The following is a 17,829-nucleotide window of genomic DNA, read 5'->3' as shown; positions in this document are numbered from 1 at the left end:
GACGAGGGACTGAATGCACGCAAACTGAAAGAGGAGTGGCTACGATCGAGGCCGGATCGTCTATCCGTTTACCGCCGGTAGGGCGGAGCCAAGAATTGAGCTAATAGTGACGGACTGTGCTGTTGTTTAGGATGAAGAACCTACTGGATTCGTTGTATGAAAAACTGACTTTACTGTTTTATTGCAGGTCAGTTATTTTGCGTAGTTAGCTAGTTTTCACGAAGCTGCCTTGGTTTTTCAATCTGCTGCACATGCAACTAATAGACTTGACAGTGAACGAGAACAGATGACGCGAATAAGGGATTGAGGTATTTAAAGCCGAGTTCAGTTCGGTTCATGTGTATCGGTAAAGGAATTGCTGTTGCTTTGTCTTTGAGCAAAGACCTTGACGACTTCGGTTGTATTTATGTATATTGTGAATTCAACTTGGTAAACATCCACGCAGCGTTTTGGCTTGGCCGACTCTGATTTCTTTCAACAGGCCCCCGAAGCGTTGACTACTCCGTGGCATAAGCAGGAGAGTGGCATGACTGGGTTGACCAGCGACTCCAAGCATGAACAATCAACAGATACCGGCGTGATCCCGGCTGCAGGGCAGGACTCCGGGCAGAAGAGCGGGGTGGATGACCCTGTCCTTAAGGACCCTTCTACAGCAGATGTCGATCAGGTTGCCCTTGCCTTGAACGTGGATCCCGACCAGGGTCTGGCCGAGGCCGAAGCGGCTCGACGGTTGGAGGAATTCGGCCCCAACGAACTGGCTGGAGCGCCTCCCGTCCCCGCGTGGCGGAAGTTCCTCCAGCAGTTCAAGGACCCCTTGGTTTATCTGCTTTTGGCAGCCACGGCCATTTCGCTGGTGGCCTGGGTGGTGGAGCGTTCGCATCCGGCGGCCGGAGGCGGCGAGCCCCTGCCCTTTGATGCCATCGTCATCATGATCATTCTTATCCTGAATGCTGCTCTGGGGTACGCCCAGGAGGCCAAGGCCGAGCGGGCGGTGGAGGCCCTGGCGAGCATGACGGCCCCGCGTGCCTCGGTTCTGCGCGGCGGTCAGGTGGTCAGCCTGGAGACCAGCAGGATCGTGCCCGGTGATGTCGTGGTCCTGGCTGAGGGTGATTCGGTCGGCGCCGACGGGAGACTGCTCCAGGCCGCGGGCCTGCGTGTGGCCGAGGCGTCGCTGACCGGCGAGTCGCTGCCGGTGGGCAAGCGGCCCGGTCGGCTTGACCAGCCCAAGGCTCTGGGCGACAGGACCAACATGGTCTTCAACGGCACTGCAGTCACCCAGGGTACCGGTCGCATGATCGTCACATCCAGCGGCATGGATACCCAGGTCGGGAAAATCGCCGGCATGCTGGCTGACACCCAGGAGGAGCCCACGCCCCTGCAGAAGGAGATGGCCAGAGTCTCCAAGCTTCTCGGACTGGCCGTCTGCCTGATTGCGGTCCTGGTTCTGGCGGCATTGGGTCTGATGGAGGGCTTCCAGACAATCCAGGACCTGATTGATTCCCTGCTTATGGCTGTCTCCCTGGCCGTGGCCGCCGTGCCGGAGGGGCTGACGGCCATCCTGACCGTGGTCCTTGCCCTGGGTGTGCAGCGCATGGCCAAGCATCATGCCATCGTCAAGAAGCTCAGCTCGGTTGAGACGCTGGGCTCGGCATCGGTCATCTGCTCCGATAAGACGGGGACGCTGACCCGCAATGAGATGACCGTTGAGCGGGTGGTCGTCCCCTCGGGACAGGTCCGGCTCACTGGCACCGGGTACGCCCCGGAGGGAACCATGCAGATCGAGGCCGGAGGTTCCGACGACCAGCTGGACACCATAGATTCGTCATTGGCCAATGCGGTTGCAGAGACCCTGATGGTCGGGACCATCGCCAACGACGGAGACCTTCACTGGCAGGAGGACGAGGCCGAACCGAATTCCCGAGCCCAGTCTGGATCCGGACAGGGTCACTGGCAGATCGTCGGTGATCCCACGGAGGTTTCGCTGATTGTTGCCGCCCGTAAAGTCGGCGCTGATGCCAAGGCTGATAGCTACCGCCGTCTGGCCGAGATTCCTTTCACATCCGAGCGCAAGCTCATGTCGGTCCTGGCCGCCCCGAATGATGGCGGCGAAGGGCAATCGCGACTCTTCTGCAAGGGCGCTCCTGACGTGCTGCTTGGCCGATGCGACAGGATTCTCGAGAGCGGCCAGGTCAGGCCTATGACCAGCGCTGATCGGGAGAGGATACTTGCCCAGGTCAGCAGCCTCTCAGCGGATGCCTACAGGACCCTGGGGCAGGCCTTCCGGCCTGTATCCGACCGGGAGCTGTCATCGCTGACAGAAACCGACGAGGGGAAGAGACCGTCAAGCACGGTCGGGACAGATCAGACGGACCGGTTGTCTCAGAGGTCTCAGCGGGCTCCCGCAATCCGCCTGTCCGCGGATAAGGTGATCCAGGAAAGCGCCCAGCTGGAGAGCAACCTGATCTGGACGGGCATGGTCGGCATCATCGATCCGCCACGAACCGAGGTTCGCCATGCGGTGGATCAGGCCCATAAGGCCGGCATCAGAACGATCATGATCACTGGCGACCATCCGCTCACCGCAGCCAGAATCGCAGGGGACCTGGGCATCATCAAGCCTGGCCAGCCCGCCTGCACCGGCGAGCAGCTGGATGCCATGGACTCGGACCGGCTTCGGGAGACTACCTCCAGGGTCTCCGTCTACGCCCGCGTGGCCCCCGAGCACAAGCTGAAGATCGTCGAATCGCTCCAGGACCAGGGCAAGGTCGTGGCCATGACCGGCGACGGCGTCAATGATGCCCCCGCTGTCAAGACCGCAGACATCGGCGTGGCCATGGGCATCACCGGGACCGAGGTCACCAAGGAATCGGCCAAGATGATCCTGGCGGACGACAATTTCGCCACCATCGTCCAGGCCGTGCGAGAGGGCCGCGGCATCTTCGACAACATTCGCAAGTTCCTGCGCTACCTGCTCAGCTCCAACATGGGCGAGGTCTTCACGGTCTTCGGCGGCGTGGTCTTTGCGGGGCTTCTGGGCATATCGCAGCCCGGCATGGCGGGCGTGACCGTGCCGCTGCTGGCCACCCAGCTCCTCTGGATCAACCTCCTGACCGATGCGGCCCCCGCGCTGGCCATGGGCGTGGATCCGCAGACCGACGATCTGATGGACCGCCCGCCTCGATCCATCAATGATCGGGTGATTGACCGGGATATGTGGGTTGACATCATCTACATAGGCCTGGTCATGGCTGTGGTCACCCTGATCGGCATGGATATGCACCTGAGCGGCGGCCTCTTCACCGACAGGTCTGTCCAGATGATTGGTCACGAGGCGCAGATCAGGGAGGCGCGGACCATGGGCTTCACCATCCTGGTCTTCGCTCAGCTGTTCAACGCCTTGGCATCCCGCTCCTCCCGCAAGTCGGCCTTCCAGGGGCTCTTCAGCAATCTCTGGCTCTGGGGCGCCATCGGCATCTCCATACTGCTCCAGCTTCTGGTGATCTATGTGCCCTTCCTGGGCGAGGCCTTCGGCACTGTTCCCCTCCAGCCTCAGGCCTGGTTGGAGTGCATCGCCCTGGCCTCCCTGGTCCTTGTGGCCTCGGAGCTGCGCAAGCTGTTCAACTGGGCGATCAGACGGATACGGGCATGACCTAGCTTCTCCCTGATGCGGTGATTGGTTCGGACATTGCCGCATCGGGATTGCCTTCTATGGTCTCAGTTGAGGCTCGAATCTGTTCCTGCACCTGTCCCCGCTTATCCGCATACTGGCAAGTATGGGGAACGATGAGCAACAGCATGCAATGGATGTTTTGTCATATTGGTGCGCGGTTGAACTATTCTCGCCACAAAATTGGAGGGATAACCAGCTCATTGCTTTATCCTCCTCCCACAACGGCAGCAACGGAGTAAGCGTTACTGAACAGGAGCGACTTCCCTGGGATGACATTCATGCTGATCTTCTCATCGGGCCGGTTGACAATGAGCATCGTTCCTATACAAACCTCTATAACGACCTGCAGAGCAGGAAAATATACCGGTTGCAGACAGACATGAACGCCCGGCTGACCAAACCTTTCTCGTTTGCAGAAGATACTGAGAACTGGCTGCGCGTGCAGGCGGTCAGATCAGGACTTGACGAACAGACTATAACCGGTCTGCTTGGGGAGATGAACCAGTTATGGCTAGAGGTGGCTAAGCAGCCCGGCTCTTTGCCGGCAGGTACTGAACTGACGGATTCCATGGTTTCGCGCCTGCTGCAGGTGGCGGAAAAGCTGTCAGCAACGGCCAATCGGCCTGGCTCAGCCTGTGCTGTTTACCGTAAGGACTATGACCGCCGATTTGCGCGTCGCCCCGTCCATCAGGCAGTGAAACCTGACGAGGATTCGGAGCAGCAAGAAGCGGTGGGACGACAAAATCGGTGGCTTAAGCATGAACGTTTTCGAATAGCAGTCGGGCTCTCCCAGCGTGTAGTCACGAATGCGCTGTTGAAGGCTGCCAAGCTTGTTCGAGAGCTCTCGCCAGCCGAGGAGACTGCTCAGGACGAGGTGTTGCAGGAGTTAGCGCATCGGCAGAACAGGCGCGCCGGCGGTCCTTCTACCGTGGCTTCCCTTATGGAGTTCTGCGTAGGGGATGATGGTTGTCTGGCCCCAAGATCGTTGACGCTCTCTCAATATGCCAAGGCGGTTTCCTGTCTGTTCAATCATGAAGGCTGGCCTGATTGCCCGGCTGGGTGGCCGCATATCGAAGTATTTGACGATACTGAAAGCAAACTCAAGTCCGAATTCAATCGTCTGGCTGGGGAAGACTCTGGAGACGAAGCAGGCCGACCGATGTACAAGGCAGGTCCGGTCGGCAGATATGAGATCGAAAGCCTCATTGAGCATGTAGCGGATCGGATGGGACTGGATGACCGCGCGGTGAGTAGCTCTCCTCTTTTCGCTCACGCTGACGGCTCGCCTCTCATCAGGGATTATGTCAATTGCCATCTGGAAGCCAGCTCAGAATCGGTAAATGGCGAAATGATGGACTCCTTCTTCCTCGAAGATCTTGAGGACCTTTATCAAAATGGACCTGAAATATTTTCTGAACCGGTCAGGCAATATCTATCGGTTGGTCATCCTCGACGGTTCGATCTCGAGAAGGACCCCGAAGGGCATCTGGTCGCCGACTTCACGGAACCTGCCAGCATGCCGTTCGGGCGATGGCCGAGTGCTTCCAATCAATTCCAGTCAACAGGTCAGCAACTGGCGATCAATCAAATACGGGCGGCCCTGGAGGGATATGGCAGCTCATCGCTTCTAGGTGTCAATGGCCCTCCTGGAACAGGCAAGACCACCCTGCTCAAGGATGTGGTAGCCGAGATTATTGTGGCCAGGGCTCGGCGGTTGGCAGGATTCTCCCGTCCTCAGGATATTTTCACATCCCGGAGGCTGGCCAGAGCAACCTCGGACGAGGACAAGGACTATGTCTACTGGACGCTTGATCCGTCGGTGACCGGTTTTGAGATTGTCGTTGCTTCCAGTAACAACAAGGCTGTTGAAAACGTCAGCCAGGATCTGCCCAGTGCCGATGCTATAGACACCGAGTGGGAATCCTATATTGACAGTGAATTCAAACAGGTTCCCTGTGGATTCGCTTTTCGAGACTTTGCCGGGCAAATTACCGATCGCAAGAGTCAGGATAAGGAGAGCAGCACTTCAAATACCTCCTCTGCCTGGGCTCTTATATCGGCGGTCTTGGGGAACATGAGCAACAAAAACCGATTCCTGTGGCCCTTCAAAAACGAATTTATCTATAAATCATTGAAATACATGCCAGGTGAAAGAGGCAGTAGGACCAATTGGGCAAAGGCCAGGAACGACTTTAATGCTGCTCTGAAGAAGGAAGAGAGCATCCGCGCCAGGAAAATTGCCCAGTACAATCTTATGCGTTCTTATTCAGGCCTGTGCAATCAGCGATCCGATCTGTCAGCCGAGCTGAAAACCCTCAATGAACAACTTCATGGCATGAAGGCAAGCCGCTCAAGGTATGTCGGACAGGTTCAATCGATGGGACGGCAGATGTCGGATGCTGGCCAGGCTGCCAATAATGCGCAAGCTGCTTGGGAGCAGGCTGATGGCATTTGTCGGGTTCACTTGTCTTACTGGAAGGCGCATCCACTAAGGTCGTTTTTCCACAGCCGCGAAAGGCAGCAGGACGAGCTTAAGGTACGTACTGATCTGGAGCAGGCACGTCGTGCAAAGCAGCATTTCGAAGAGCAGGCAAGCACGGTCCATCAGCGGTTGCAGTCCTTCTATGGAGGGTTGGAAGTCGGTGATCAGAAGTTAGGGGAATGCCAAAACAGATTGCGACTTTGACCGGGCAGCTTGCCACCGTTGAACAGCAAATTGCTGAGGCCGAGCAGATTCAGTGGCCCAGGCCAGACATTGGCGATGATCATGTTGCGTGGATGGACCAGGAATGGAGCAAGGCGCGGACGGAGGTCTACATCAAGGCGTTGGCTCTTCATCAGCAGGCCGTCATGGGTGCTGCCCACCAGTTCATGTGCAATCTGTCCCTGGCTTGCGCCGTGATGCAGTCGAATGGCTTTACGAATGACGGGAGGTTGGTGGCTTGGCAGACTTTCTTCCTGGTGATCCCGGTCGTATCCTCGTCCTTTGCATCAATATCCAGAATGTTTTCAGGGATAGGCAAGGAGGCGCTCGGCTGGGCGATTGTGGATGAGGCTGGACAAGCTCTGCCTCAGGCTGCTGCCGGTCTGCTGCAACGTGTGAAATATGCGGTTGCGGTTGGAGACCCTATGCAGCTCCAGCCCGTGGATACCATGCCTAAGCCAATGCGGGAACTCCTGGCGAGCACCCATCACCTCCAGCACCTAGGACTGGAGTCCGAAAACATGCAGGCCTTGGTCGATTACCAGACGCCTTGCGGTCTGTTGGACGAGACGGATGACCACTGGCTGGGGATGCCCCTGGTGGTCCATCGGCGCTGTGATGAACCCATGTTTTCCATATGCAACGATATGGCCTACTCCGGCAGGATGGTGCGTGTAGGGCCGGAGCATCAGCCCTGTGCCTATCCGTCCGGGCCTCATGCGGGAGATGAGCTGCCGGTTTCCTGTTGGTACGATGTGCCGCCGAATTCCGGCGAAACCGGGAGAATGCAATGGAGGCCGCAGGAGGGCTATGAACTCCACAAGCGTCTGTGCGGGCTCTTCAAGGGAGGGATTGACCCCACCAATATTCTGGTCATCGCTCCGTTCAGGGCTGTGGCCAACCAGGTGCGTGACGCCTTCGCGGATGCCTTGCGGCAATGCACTGGTTGCAGCAGCAGCGAAGCGAACCAGCTGGCATCAAGTCAGGCCGGAACCGTACACACCTCCCAGGGGCGGGAAGCCGATGTGGTCTTCATCGTTCTTGGCAGCAGAGCTGGTAGGCGTGGAGAAGGCTCTCGTTCATGGGTTAATGGGTCGCCCAATCTGCTCAACGTCGCCGTGTCGCGAGCCAAGCGCCGTGTCTACGTGGTCGGCAATCTCGCTGATTGGAAGAATGGAACCTATACGTTCAGGATCGCCAAGAGCCTACCGGTGGAGGCTAATGCGGAAGTTTGAGCGATATGGGATTCAGTTGTACTTAATCGTGAGGCACTCCCTTTTAATTGTAGGGCGGATACCTGTCTGTCATTTTGATGCTCAAATGGTGCTGAAAAGAGACTCGTCTTGAGAATAGAGAAGGAGTTACCTTGTGATGGTTTATGGATTAATTATCAAGGGCATCTATCTGTATCTCATAACTGATTCAATGAATATTTATATCTGTGATTAGTTGCTCGATTTTAATACAGCGACGCAGCCCAATGGTGTCTTATCGGCAGCGATTTCTTTAGTTCTGGGAAGTACAGCCTAAACAATAGTCAGATAGGCTCTGCCGTTTCAATGGAAGTCTAAAAGTTGCTTCTTTGAGTCAGTAACATTCTGAATTGCATTAACAATGGGATTTCCTGTTTGTATTAATCTGGGAATATGAGTCAACATTCAGATCTGTATCTCTCGTTTCTTCAGGATGAGCCTATCGGGTCTGCTGCAGACGATAAGTATAATCGTAGCACGTACGTACGGAACCTTGCATTAAGTTTGAGCCGGTTCCCGGGGTCGGAATCTCTTGTTGTCGGTATTCAGGGACCGTGGGGGTCAGGCAAAACTTCGTTGAAGAACATGCTTGTTGAGCAGCTTGCCTCGACTCCTTCTAAAAAAGGAAAAGGGAAAAAGCAAGAAGAAAAGGTCATAGTTGTAGAATTTGAGCCTTGGATATACTCAGGTAGCGGTCGCCTGGTGACTCTGTTGTTCAATCAGATTTCCCTGACGTTGTTAGGGAAGTTGGGCACCGCGAGGCATAACATTGCGAATGTTCTCAAGCGTGCGGCAAATAAAGCGGCACCTATTTCTGGTTTAGCTCCTGCTCAAGTGCAGATGATTGCTAAAGCGTTCGGGAACCTTGGGGAAGCCTTGGAGCCTGACAATCAAGACATCGATAGACTTTCGGAACGACGAAAGGATCTGAAGGAAAAACTGGAAGAATCAGCGACTAGAATTGTCGTGTTTATTGATGATCTGGACCGTCTGATGGATGACGAGGTCACGGATGTGATGCGAGCTGTCAAGGCTGTAGGCGATCTGCCCTATATGACGTATGTGTTACTGTATGACAGGGATTCCGTTACCAAGTCGCTGGATAAGAGCTGCCATGGCAAGGGCGACGAATACCTGAAGAAAATAATCCAGGTCCCAATTGGAATGCCGGAGCTTCCCCAAGAGGTTGTATACGACCGATTGGAAGATGGATTGACAGGCATCATCGGCGAGAAGAGAGCCGAACAAATCTACGAGAAAGTCCAAAATGCTCAGTTCGGTGACAGCTCGCTGCCTATCTATGACGCTTGTGTAAAGCCGTTCGTCCGCACCATGAGGGACGCCAACCGTCTGATAAATGAGTTCATGCTGTGCTATCAGGTACTGAGAGATGATGTGGAGTCGATGGATCTGCTTGGCATTACCAGTCTGGAGGTGTTTAATCCCGATCTGCACCGTTGGATCATGGCGAGCAAAGACTATCTTTGTGATTCCGACTTACCCATCACAGGACGTTTAATGTTAGATCACAAAGTTGAGGTCAAAGCACATTTGTCGACTCTGCCAACATATGGCACTGACGCTAAAGACAGGGATTTGCGTGCTGTTGAGTCCCTGTTCCCTTTTGTCGCCTATTGCGTGGACAGTTTATATACGCGCCCGGATGAGGTGGGGCGAGCTATACACCGTCCGGAGCATTTCAATACTTACTTCCGGCTTTCTATAGGAAATAATCTCATTCATGAAGCAGAGTACAGGAAGTTATTGGTCGATGACTCACTGGGTGAAGAAGACCTGGATGATGAGCATTGGCTCATTGTCTCCAGCAAGGGATTTAGTGACAAGCCGGCGAAATACCTAAGCGTGGCGGATGCAGGTAGATGCGCGTTAGTTGTCGGTTTCTGCCTGGAACTGGAAGCGAGGCACCGCGTTGTTTATCCAAGTTGCATATCCCACGATGTGGCAACAGCCATCATGAAGAAAGACTATACCGGAGAACGAAGCGAAGCCATTGTGCAGGCGATTGCAGACTCGAATTCTCCAGTGTCGATGATCGTTGCCGCTTGCATGGCCTATGAGATCCGTCGCGCAATCCATAGAGCAAAAAGTCCAGAAAAAGATACACAAGAACAAGTGGAATCCAAACCTACCATTGGCCTCATGAACAATGTGGCAATGTTCGACAGCCTACCATTCTGCCAAGATTCTGAGGATATTGAGGATAGTGGATTGGAACGGGGTCTCATGTCGTTGTGTAAAAAGCTCAAATGTACAAATTGCAGGCATCCACAGACGCCTCTGAGCGGAAGGCTTCTGCAGTGGTATGCCTCAGCAATCCCTCTTATATTTACTAAGACCGATGATAGGTACAGGGCATTTAGCGCTTTTCAAGATCTAGTGGACGATACCAAGTTTGTTGATTATGCGCTTTATGCGCTGATTCAAGAACAGGGGGGTGGATTCATTGTGGATGCACCGCTGTTGAAACGCTTCATTACCTGTGAAAGAATCCAGACGTCTCTAAAGTTATGGGATAACGATCCTAATTCCATAGAAGATATCAAACTTCTTGCCGCGTATGATGTGGCATACAAAAGCAACAATCATGCTAAATTCGTAAACAATGGGGAAGTGGATTTTCTTGTTGAAAATTGGAAACATGAACGACATAGCGATTCTGGTTTCGATCATCCTTTATCTTAAATGATTCCGGGTAACGTGGAAATCTTGCTAAGGCATCGCGCGCGAGGGCTCCCTTGACTCCAGCTTGCATGGCAGCGCGTCAGAAGGTTGGGTTAGTGTTGCCACCTTTTTCTATGAAGCAGGTGAAACAGCTTATGCTAACCGGTGGAGAAAACAATGGGCTAAAAGAGACAGTCAGGGAGGTTAACTATCAGAACAGTGTTTATTCAGTGTGTCTGGAAGTTAGTTGTTTGATCAAGTGCGGAGTAGCGAAATGATACTGTGCTGTAATTTGCCACTATCGTAACGCGTCCGCTATGTTCATTGCTGGTTGCCTTCTAGAGGTTAGGTGGTTTCAGGCGAAAATAGCTCAGTTAATGATACTGGCGTCAAATGCAGGTTAATAACAGTTGGGCCGTATCGCTAATGCCCTTGGTCTAGGTATGACCACAGCCTTCAAGACGTTTATGGTTAGATCATTCGGGATCGGAGGTTGTCGCTTGGGCCTAAGGCGAAGAAAGTACGTAAAGGCCCAAACTACCCGGCTGTGGGGACAGGCATCAAGGATCGCAGGACAGGGAAGGTCTTGGTGGACTTAGACTAGTAGCTGGTGATGGCTTTAATGAGGTTTGCTCTGGTTTCTGCTGGTATATCTATGAAATGTTAGAGGGAACATAGTTCACAGATATGTCCTGTTAGTCGTTCGAAGATTTGTCTGATTTGATAACCAAAAACTCTGAAAAGCTGATATGCACTTTAAAGGCGCATAATAGTGTGTATGTCCTGCAAAGTATACAGTGATTAGTACAAATAGGTATCTGAAAGTCTGTTGCAGATCTAGCATATAGAGGGTATATAGCCTATGTGTTGCAATTGGATTTTTTCAATCGGGAGCAGAAGGAGCGCGCAGCGAGTACCCAGCTTTGGCGCTACATACTAAGGCTGAATATGAGTATCTCACCTGACATGTATAGACAGGTGAGATACCCATGAGTTAAGTTACTTCTGTGACAGCTTGGCAATGAGACGCCTATTCTTTTCGTTTTCTACGATGCGGTAGGTTGCTTGCCAAAGAGTTTTGGATTTGCCTACGGACTGGGGGTTAGTGTCCGTGTCAAAGACTGTCTGGACAAGTGTGACACCTATAGCCTGCCAGATTTGGATTGGGTCGAATTCCCAATCGAGATCTCCGTTGCCCTTGGTGTGGAGAAGAGCGCGGAATGCACCGTAGATCGGCATGATGAATCCGGAAGAGATGTTGTAGTCTTTCTTCCGTTGCAAAAATTCAGTACGGTCCTTATTGGTGTTTTCGATGCCACGAATGCTGCCGAATTTGGCTCCTGAACCATTCATTTTCTTATAGTCTCTGTACTTTTCTGCCATTTCCAGCTCGATGGTCTCGTACAGATTCACGAGGCTTGGAACAAGAGGCAGCAGCCTGCGGTAAATGTTGTCCGCGGTGGGTTGGTTGCCGGAAGAGTGTTTGTCCCATTCGTTCTTATAGTCCTTGAAAACGTTGGCTTTGCCCGAGTATGCAGCTACAGGCACAGAAGTATCGTCTGGGAAACGAGAGATGTTGAACGCGTACATCAGCCTAAGCAGGTCAGCAATCGGGATCCGCTTGTCCTCATTGTCCTTGTATGCGATGTCCTGCCCATACGGCTCGTTGGCTATTCCTTCCTTGATGAAGTCGAATCGGTCTTCGAGGTTGAACAGCGCGATATCGCTGACCTGCACAGAGGTGTTTCGAGCATCCGAGAGTGCTGCGACATCTAGGTCGGCTCCGACGAAGATTTCGAGTTTGACGTACTTATCTATATCTTCGGGAATCTGATCCCTCCTTTCTTTGATGGCCTCATAGGTGTGGCCGCCGTCAAGGACGCCGTATCTATCCTCATCGTGGTCGAAATCAATGGTGATGAGGGAATTCGAGGCATCGAATTTGACTTCATTGGCCAACAGGACCATTCCACGGTTGTGGATATCGAAGTACGGATCAGTCCCTGAGACAGCTTCCAGCAGCTTTTTCGCCGTTGTAGTGCGCATATTCACTTCGCGTGGATTAACCTTGGTGGGCATGTCTGCAGGGAGGTCCCTCATGTTTGTCCAAGCAAAATATGTTGTAACAGTGGGGTCTGACGGCGATTTGACGGCCCGTAATGCCTTAATGGGGAATGTCATTTTCATTATATGCTCCTTTGTTCTCATGAGTCGGCCTGTTTGACTGGTTGCTTCGTCTTCGTTCATCGAAGACAATTTAATAAAAGCATTAAGAAGCTTAAAAAGCAATAAGAACTATGGTGGTGTTTTTGTACCATGGTTCCTCTATAATAGAGTTATGACAGTAAGAAATCGTAATAATGCCCGCAATTCCATTGATAGGCCGGTCATGGTCAGGATCGGTGAAATAATCAAACAGCTTAGGAAGAGTTTGACTGATGTAAATCCACCTACCCGGGAGGGCTTTATTGATGCTGGCTCAGATCTCGGGTTGCCAGCTGATTGGATCACGGAGAAATCACTGGCGAATATCGAGAATGGATTGAACATGCCTTCGCTCAGGACTCTCTATAATCTGTCGATCGCTCTACAGACAGATACTACGGAACTGTTTATCAAAATATCTCAGGCTTTTCTTAACGATGATGAGCGCAAACCATTGAGTAGGCTGTCGGTAGAGTAGTTAGACGGGCATTTTCAGATACAGAGCCTGCGGGATCTTAATAAGTTTCCCCTTGAACGCTTAGAATTGCTGCGTCGATGATAGAAACTGCTGTAGTAACAAGCATGACTTGAATGCATCCTGATAGTTTAAGGGTCTTTGGCAAGCTCAACCATATAGTCTGCAGGTAATAAGTAATCAGGAACAGTTTTCGGCGCTACTGAATAGTTGGCAATCCAAAGTGCTCCCGTGGGACTGGAACCCATATCCCACGACTTATGGGATTTAAGGGTTTCCCTATCACATTGTTATTCAGGCAGTAGCTGTTGCTGCTGCTATATTGTCCGGTTAACCGGCCTTTTATGCTTAAATCTTGGGTGCTTACGGAAGGAGCTTCAATGGAGTTTTCGTCTCACCTGCAGCCGTCAGCATCTTGGATTGACTGGCTAGACTAGTGGTAGTAGATATGCGTGTATACGGTGACACTGGACGGACTGTAGGGCACTGATGGTACGTGACTTCCCAGTTTGTCCGAGTAACTCAAATGCGACCTTTACAAATTACCCCAGAGATGATATTGGCCTGGTTAGGAGAAGATATAAGCAACCCGACGCTTAGATCAAGGGTAAATGAATCGCGCTCATTCTTTACCCGGTCGCATGCATCGAAGGGCCTTCCTGATAATCCAATGGACATAGTGCGGCCAAGCGCACAAAGAAGAAAAGCAGCCAGCGCCAGTAGGAGCTGTGTCTAAGGTGCTTGTAAAACCAAATCCATGGATCAGATTGCTGGTGAGATTATTTGCTGACGCTGGTCTACGAAGAACAGAAGCAGTAGTGGCCAGGACAGAGGGCATTATCGACGATTTGACCGGTCGAAGCTTTATGGTCCACCGTAAAGGAGATAAGGATCGGGTAGTCCCACTGAGCACAGCACTTGAGAACGAGCTTAAGCGCTGCCGAAAGGGTGTATCTTCCCAGGTCAACTGAGGGGCACTTGTGTGGTGATACGGCGTACCGACTGGTGAAAGATGCTGCTGGCTCACTCTCGACTAAGAGAATCGAGCTCCGACTCCCCAACAGGACGCAGAAGCCTCGAATACGCATGCGGTGACCGATACTTGGATTTTTATAAACTCAGTCCCGGTCACCGATCTTCCGCCATCTACGCATTCCAAAGATCTCTACGATTAATCGCGATCTTTGAAATGCTTAAATAGAGATTTTTCCTTTATGCTACAGGCGCCGACAGCAGTTCCCATTGTCATGCCGAGAATAGTAGAGCATATCGTAGGCAGCAAAGATGCCACCAGCACTCCTGATATATCTGTAACTCGAATAACTTTTAAAACAATAATTGAGACTGAAAGAGTCAAACATACCGCCATGAGCGTGCACAACCCGTATTCAATCATGAGCCGGAGCACCATCGAAGATTTAGGCTCACCAGCATGCAGATAACCAGAATTCTCCAGCTTGCGTCTACGACATAAGACAACCCCAAGGACAAAGCACAGAAGCAAGGGCGCGAAAATTAAAGGTCGGGTCAAACGTGAGGTGAACTCGCTATTCGGATCAAACTTGTCTCCCATAGTGTAATTTATTTGCTCGGTTTGGGCGTTACTAGAAGTTTCAGAATATTGCAAAGCCTGATTCAAAATCCTGGAAATACTCTTCGGAGGCCACACAGAAGCCCAGCACTCATCATAAGCAGACGGGGTGATTACCGGTACGAGTGCAGCAAAGCCAAGCCTAGTGTCTCTACCGTCTTCTGGCCACTGATAGATGCCCGCAAGTTTCATAGAGCCAGCAGTTGTATCTACTTGTGAGCCTATATGTAAGAAAAACTTATCAGCTAGTGCTTGAGAAAGCCAAATACCTCCAGTCGTGGCAGAGGACTGTTTCCCGCCAGTAATAACTGTGAGGAAGCTTTGTGATACCTCATAAGTGTTAAGCGGACTTGCCTTCGACAAAGTCAACCGTATAGGAGTCGCTTTCCGCAGGCCACCCGCGGCTTCAATTCCGGTATTTTGAGGCAATGCCAGGCAAGCAGCGGGTTCAATCTGCTGCTCTGCCTTAATTACATAGACGTTAGAGAGGGAGCTCCTGTATGTGCGTGCTTTTTGTTCAATGCTCATAACCTGGCGGCCGTCGATTCCAGCGCACGCTGCAATCACGCAGGTGAGTATGAATAAAGTCGATAAAAACTGCGACATTCCGCTGTTGATATTCCGCCAAGCTTCTCTGAAGGTCTCACGCAAGCGCATGCACGCCCTCCTCTACAAGCGGCACATACTCCTCAAGGTTGAGTACCCGGTCACACGATTGCCATACGAACGGATCATGTGTTGCAATCACAACGGCCATACCCCTGTCAGCCAGGAGTCTGAGACTGTCCGCCACTTGGTGGGCAGACCTCATATCCAACTGAGCAGTAGGTTCGTCTACCAAAAGCAAATCAGGCTCACAACAGATTGCCCTAACTAGCATAAGCCGTTGAGCCTCCCCACCAGAAAGATCGCAGAAGAGAGATTCAATCCTTGTTTTCAAACCGAACTCAGCAAGAGTCTCTTCCGCCTTTTCATTTGCTTGTGGCCTTGGCATGCCGTGAGCAATGAAAGGGAAACTAGCTATATCTCGAACTGTTCTGTATTTAGGACCGTAAGGGTTTTGGAAAACCCAGCAAACTCGTGAACCTTTGCGGATATCTACTCGCCCGCTGTATGGCTTTTCCCAGCACGCTATAAGAGATAACAAGGTCGATTTGCCTGAGCCGGAAGGTCCGGTTACAGCCAAAGTCTGACCCGTTTCCAGCTCAAAATTTACGTGTTCATACAGTAGATCAGTCTCAGGGAATCGGTGAGATACATCCTTCACCTGTACTATTAAAACCCCCCGCGAATTGCTACTCATTGAGCGACCTTGCAGGAAGTTGTATCGATGGCTGAGCCAAGATTGACAGATTGTAAAGGCTTAGAAGAAGATACCATAACGAACCCACCGTTCGAACCCACAATTGTAATCCTTCTGGCCTCAGAACCCGTTTGTACACATGCATGGTCATCTTTGTATGCGAAGACAGCTCCTACCGGAATTTTAAAGGCTTTTATTGGATTCTCTAGTTGTATGCTGCCATCAACTCCAGCTGCAAGGGCATCATGATTGCCGGAGATTGAAGCAAACTCTGGACTGGCAGCAATAGTATCCAGAAACGCTTTATCCGAGCACAATCCTTCTTGCGATATGGCACCGCGCTTACCAAGAAGGTTTATCACGTGATTGCCTGGAGTCAATGATTCGGGCATTTTTTGCACGCGTACAGCACTCAAATGACCTTTTACGAGGCCTAATTCTTGTTCTGCCTGCGCTCCGGGTGTTAACTTCCACTCTCCAACTTGAATCTTTTTCGCAGGCAACCACACTACGTGCTCAAGTTTTAGTGATCCCTCGTCCGCCAGTCCCATCTTGGTCTGCACATCTAATAGAGCCGCACGCATAAACCTATCAAAGATCTTAGGCTTCGACGATTGAACTGCATACCCCATGCGAGACAACTCCTCGCGCAACGCTGCCACATCGTCTCCTTGGTCTTGAGGGCCTAAATCACGATAGAAGGGCAAAGAGGAATGGATTGCCAGAACTGGTACATCATTGACCGAAAACGGGGAACTGCCGGAGGTAATTTCACCGCTTCCATGAATGGCCGTCGCGGTAACCATGCCTGAACCACTCCATGTCAGAGGAGTATCAGCCGCAACATCAAAACCAACTTTCACAGGATGAGAATCCAAAAAATTCTCCGTAGTGACAGGAGCCTTATGAGTCGATTCTGCCGGGGCTAAAGTCCGAGGAGTAAAACGTGATGCCATAACCATTCCAGCAGCACAACCTGCTCCTATTAGAGCTATGACAGCAGATAACAATACGAGCGCTGAAGTGAGCCTGCCTCGTGATTTTTTTAAATGTGGAGGATTCTTCATGGATTATCGACCCCATTACTTACGGTAATGCCCACATTCCCCAAAGAAAGACAATACCGCGCCTGGGATCCTTGCTTACCTGCTACAGGGAAACCAAAAATTTCTTGAAGAGTGCGATGGTCATTATCATCATTTTCACTTTGAGTCTGCAGAATTTGGGCTGATTCATTGAATTTTGCCGCTGTATATGTTTTATCTACAATCCCCGCATCCATCAGACATTGTGCTGCCAAAATTCCAGGATCTTTATAACGCTCGGGATTATCTTGCTGGTCGCGGAACAGACCTTCTATTATTTTAGTCGTATGGTCAGAACATGTAACGGACTGCTTAAACCATTGCTTACTATCAGTGTTTGGGTCCATGTTCTCTGAACTCTGATAAAGTCCATCGGGCATTTTGGTGTCGTGCTCATCATATCCTGCATTAGCCATGCACTCTAGATATTTGTCGTGGGCAGCTTCATAGTCGGCAGGATCAATATGACCTGTTTTTACTGCACGATTCAACACCTCTCGCTCGAAGTCGTCCAAATCCTCACGGGAAGCATATGATTTGAAAATACTCTCAAGAGACTCAACGTGCTCAGCGCTGCTCTTCTCTTGGGCCAGAGCCCCACTGTTCTCTGCGCTGCTCTTTTCGTGGGCTTGATTCTGAGAAGACTTCTGGCCGCCACAACCGCAGAGTATGGTCATAGAAAGCATGACTGCGAGAAGTACAGCATTTTTCATGAGTTTTTGCATACGCATCATGAGCACCTCCCTAAAAGGTCCTCTTCCATACAAAGAACATCGTTTATATTGCCGATACTGGCATATACTGCCACAACAACTCTGTTGCCAGTGGCAAGATTGTAGCATCTCTTTTCGCCAATATCAT

The 17,829-nt window shown here is 51.5% G+C and carries 10 protein-coding genes; 5 read left to right on the top strand and 5 right to left on the bottom strand.

Going from position 1 to position 17,829, the window contains the following annotated elements; all coding sequences use genetic code 11:
- The first annotated feature begins 526 nt into the window (after nt 1–526).
- The 4 genes from P272_RS0104140 (at nt 527) to P272_RS0104125 (ending at nt 10,330) form a co-directional block, all read left to right on the top strand.
- On the top strand, nt 527–3,649 hold the full coding sequence (locus P272_RS0104140; protein WP_044097744.1) for a cation-translocating P-type ATPase: 3,123 nt from the start codon (nt 527–529) through the stop codon (nt 3,647–3,649).
- A gap of 124 nt (nt 3,650–3,773) precedes the next feature.
- Entirely contained in the window at nt 3,774–6,356 is a 2,583-nt protein-coding gene (locus P272_RS0104135) for a hypothetical protein (protein ID WP_155804991.1), read from the top strand.
- Nucleotides 6,353–7,609: a DEAD/DEAH box helicase gene (locus P272_RS0104130; RefSeq protein ID WP_172636706.1), complete on the top strand. Its 1,257-nt coding sequence runs from the start codon at nt 6,353–6,355 to the stop codon at nt 7,607–7,609. The genes P272_RS0104135 and P272_RS0104130 overlap by 4 nt, the downstream gene beginning before the upstream one ends.
- Nucleotides 7,610–8,020: 411 nt before the next feature.
- Nucleotides 8,021–10,330: a KAP family P-loop NTPase fold protein gene (locus tag P272_RS0104125; protein WP_081709037.1), complete on the top strand. Its 2,310-nt coding sequence runs from the start codon at nt 8,021–8,023 to the stop codon at nt 10,328–10,330.
- A 978-nt stretch (nt 10,331–11,308) separates the two neighbouring features.
- On the opposite strand, the gene P272_RS0104120 is transcribed toward P272_RS0104125, so the two are convergent.
- Nucleotides 11,309–12,496, bottom strand: coding sequence for an AIPR family protein (locus P272_RS0104120; protein ID WP_155804989.1), 1,188 nt, complete (start codon nt 12,494–12,496; stop codon nt 11,309–11,311).
- Nucleotides 12,497–12,647: 151 nt separating this feature from the next.
- Between P272_RS0104120 and P272_RS08635 the strand changes: the two genes are divergently transcribed.
- Nucleotides 12,648–12,992: a helix-turn-helix domain-containing protein gene (locus P272_RS08635; RefSeq protein ID WP_044097743.1), complete on the top strand. Its 345-nt coding sequence runs from the start codon at nt 12,648–12,650 to the stop codon at nt 12,990–12,992.
- 1,168 nt (nt 12,993–14,160) lie between these two features.
- Here P272_RS08635 and P272_RS0104110 read toward each other — a convergent pair.
- Genes P272_RS0104110 through P272_RS08875 form a run of 4 tightly spaced genes read right to left on the bottom strand, consistent with a single transcriptional unit; the run spans nt 14,161 to nt 17,702 of the window.
- Entirely contained in the window at nt 14,161–15,237 is a 1,077-nt protein-coding gene (locus P272_RS0104110) for a hypothetical protein (RefSeq protein ID WP_029678283.1), read from the bottom strand.
- Nucleotides 15,224–15,883, bottom strand: a complete 660-nt coding sequence (locus P272_RS0104105) for an ABC transporter ATP-binding protein (RefSeq protein ID WP_029678282.1) — start codon at nt 15,881–15,883, stop codon at nt 15,224–15,226. Before P272_RS0104105 ends, P272_RS0104110 begins: the two co-directional genes overlap by 14 nt.
- Nucleotides 15,880–16,950 carry a peptidoglycan-binding domain-containing protein gene (locus P272_RS09270; RefSeq protein WP_155804987.1) on the bottom strand — a complete coding sequence of 357 codons (1,071 nt, stop codon included), beginning with the start codon at nt 16,948–16,950 and terminating at the stop codon, nt 15,880–15,882. The genes P272_RS0104105 and P272_RS09270 overlap by 4 nt, the downstream gene beginning before the upstream one ends.
- Nucleotides 16,947–17,702: a hypothetical protein gene (locus tag P272_RS08875; RefSeq protein ID WP_052323180.1), complete on the bottom strand. Its 756-nt coding sequence runs from the start codon at nt 17,700–17,702 to the stop codon at nt 16,947–16,949. Before P272_RS08875 ends, P272_RS09270 begins: the two co-directional genes overlap by 4 nt.
- Nucleotides 17,703–17,829 lie beyond the last annotated feature (127 nt).

The sequence above is a fragment of the Bifidobacterium sp. 7101 genome (genome assembly GCF_000499285.1).
GTDB lineage: Bacteria > Actinomycetota > Actinomycetes > Actinomycetales > Bifidobacteriaceae > Bombiscardovia > Bombiscardovia apis_A.
The sequence above is the reverse complement of the archived record's forward strand: the minus strand, read 5'-3'. Positions and strand labels throughout refer to the sequence as shown.

Excerpts from the sequence above, each read along its gene's own strand:
- P272_RS09270 (WP_155804987.1), bottom strand. The coding sequence starts at position 16,950 with ATGAAGAATCCTCCACATTTAAAAAAATCACGAGGCAGGCTCACTTCA.
- P272_RS08635 (WP_044097743.1), top strand. The coding sequence starts at position 12,648 with ATGACAGTAAGAAATCGTAATAATGCCCGCAATTCCATTGATAGGCCG.
- P272_RS08875 (WP_052323180.1), bottom strand. The coding sequence starts at position 17,702 with ATGATGCGTATGCAAAAACTCATGAAAAATGCTGTACTTCTCGCAGTC.
- P272_RS0104135 (WP_155804991.1), top strand. The coding sequence starts at position 3,774 with ATGGGGAACGATGAGCAACAGCATGCAATGGATGTTTTGTCATATTGG.
- P272_RS0104140 (WP_044097744.1), top strand. The coding sequence starts at position 527 with ATGACTGGGTTGACCAGCGACTCCAAGCATGAACAATCAACAGATACC.
- P272_RS0104110 (WP_029678283.1), bottom strand. The coding sequence starts at position 15,237 with ATGCGCTTGCGTGAGACCTTCAGAGAAGCTTGGCGGAATATCAACAGC.
- P272_RS0104105 (WP_029678282.1), bottom strand. The coding sequence starts at position 15,883 with ATGAGTAGCAATTCGCGGGGGGTTTTAATAGTACAGGTGAAGGATGTA.
- P272_RS0104120 (WP_155804989.1), bottom strand. The coding sequence starts at position 12,496 with ATGAAAATGACATTCCCCATTAAGGCATTACGGGCCGTCAAATCGCCG.
- P272_RS0104125 (WP_081709037.1), top strand. The coding sequence starts at position 8,021 with ATGAGTCAACATTCAGATCTGTATCTCTCGTTTCTTCAGGATGAGCCT.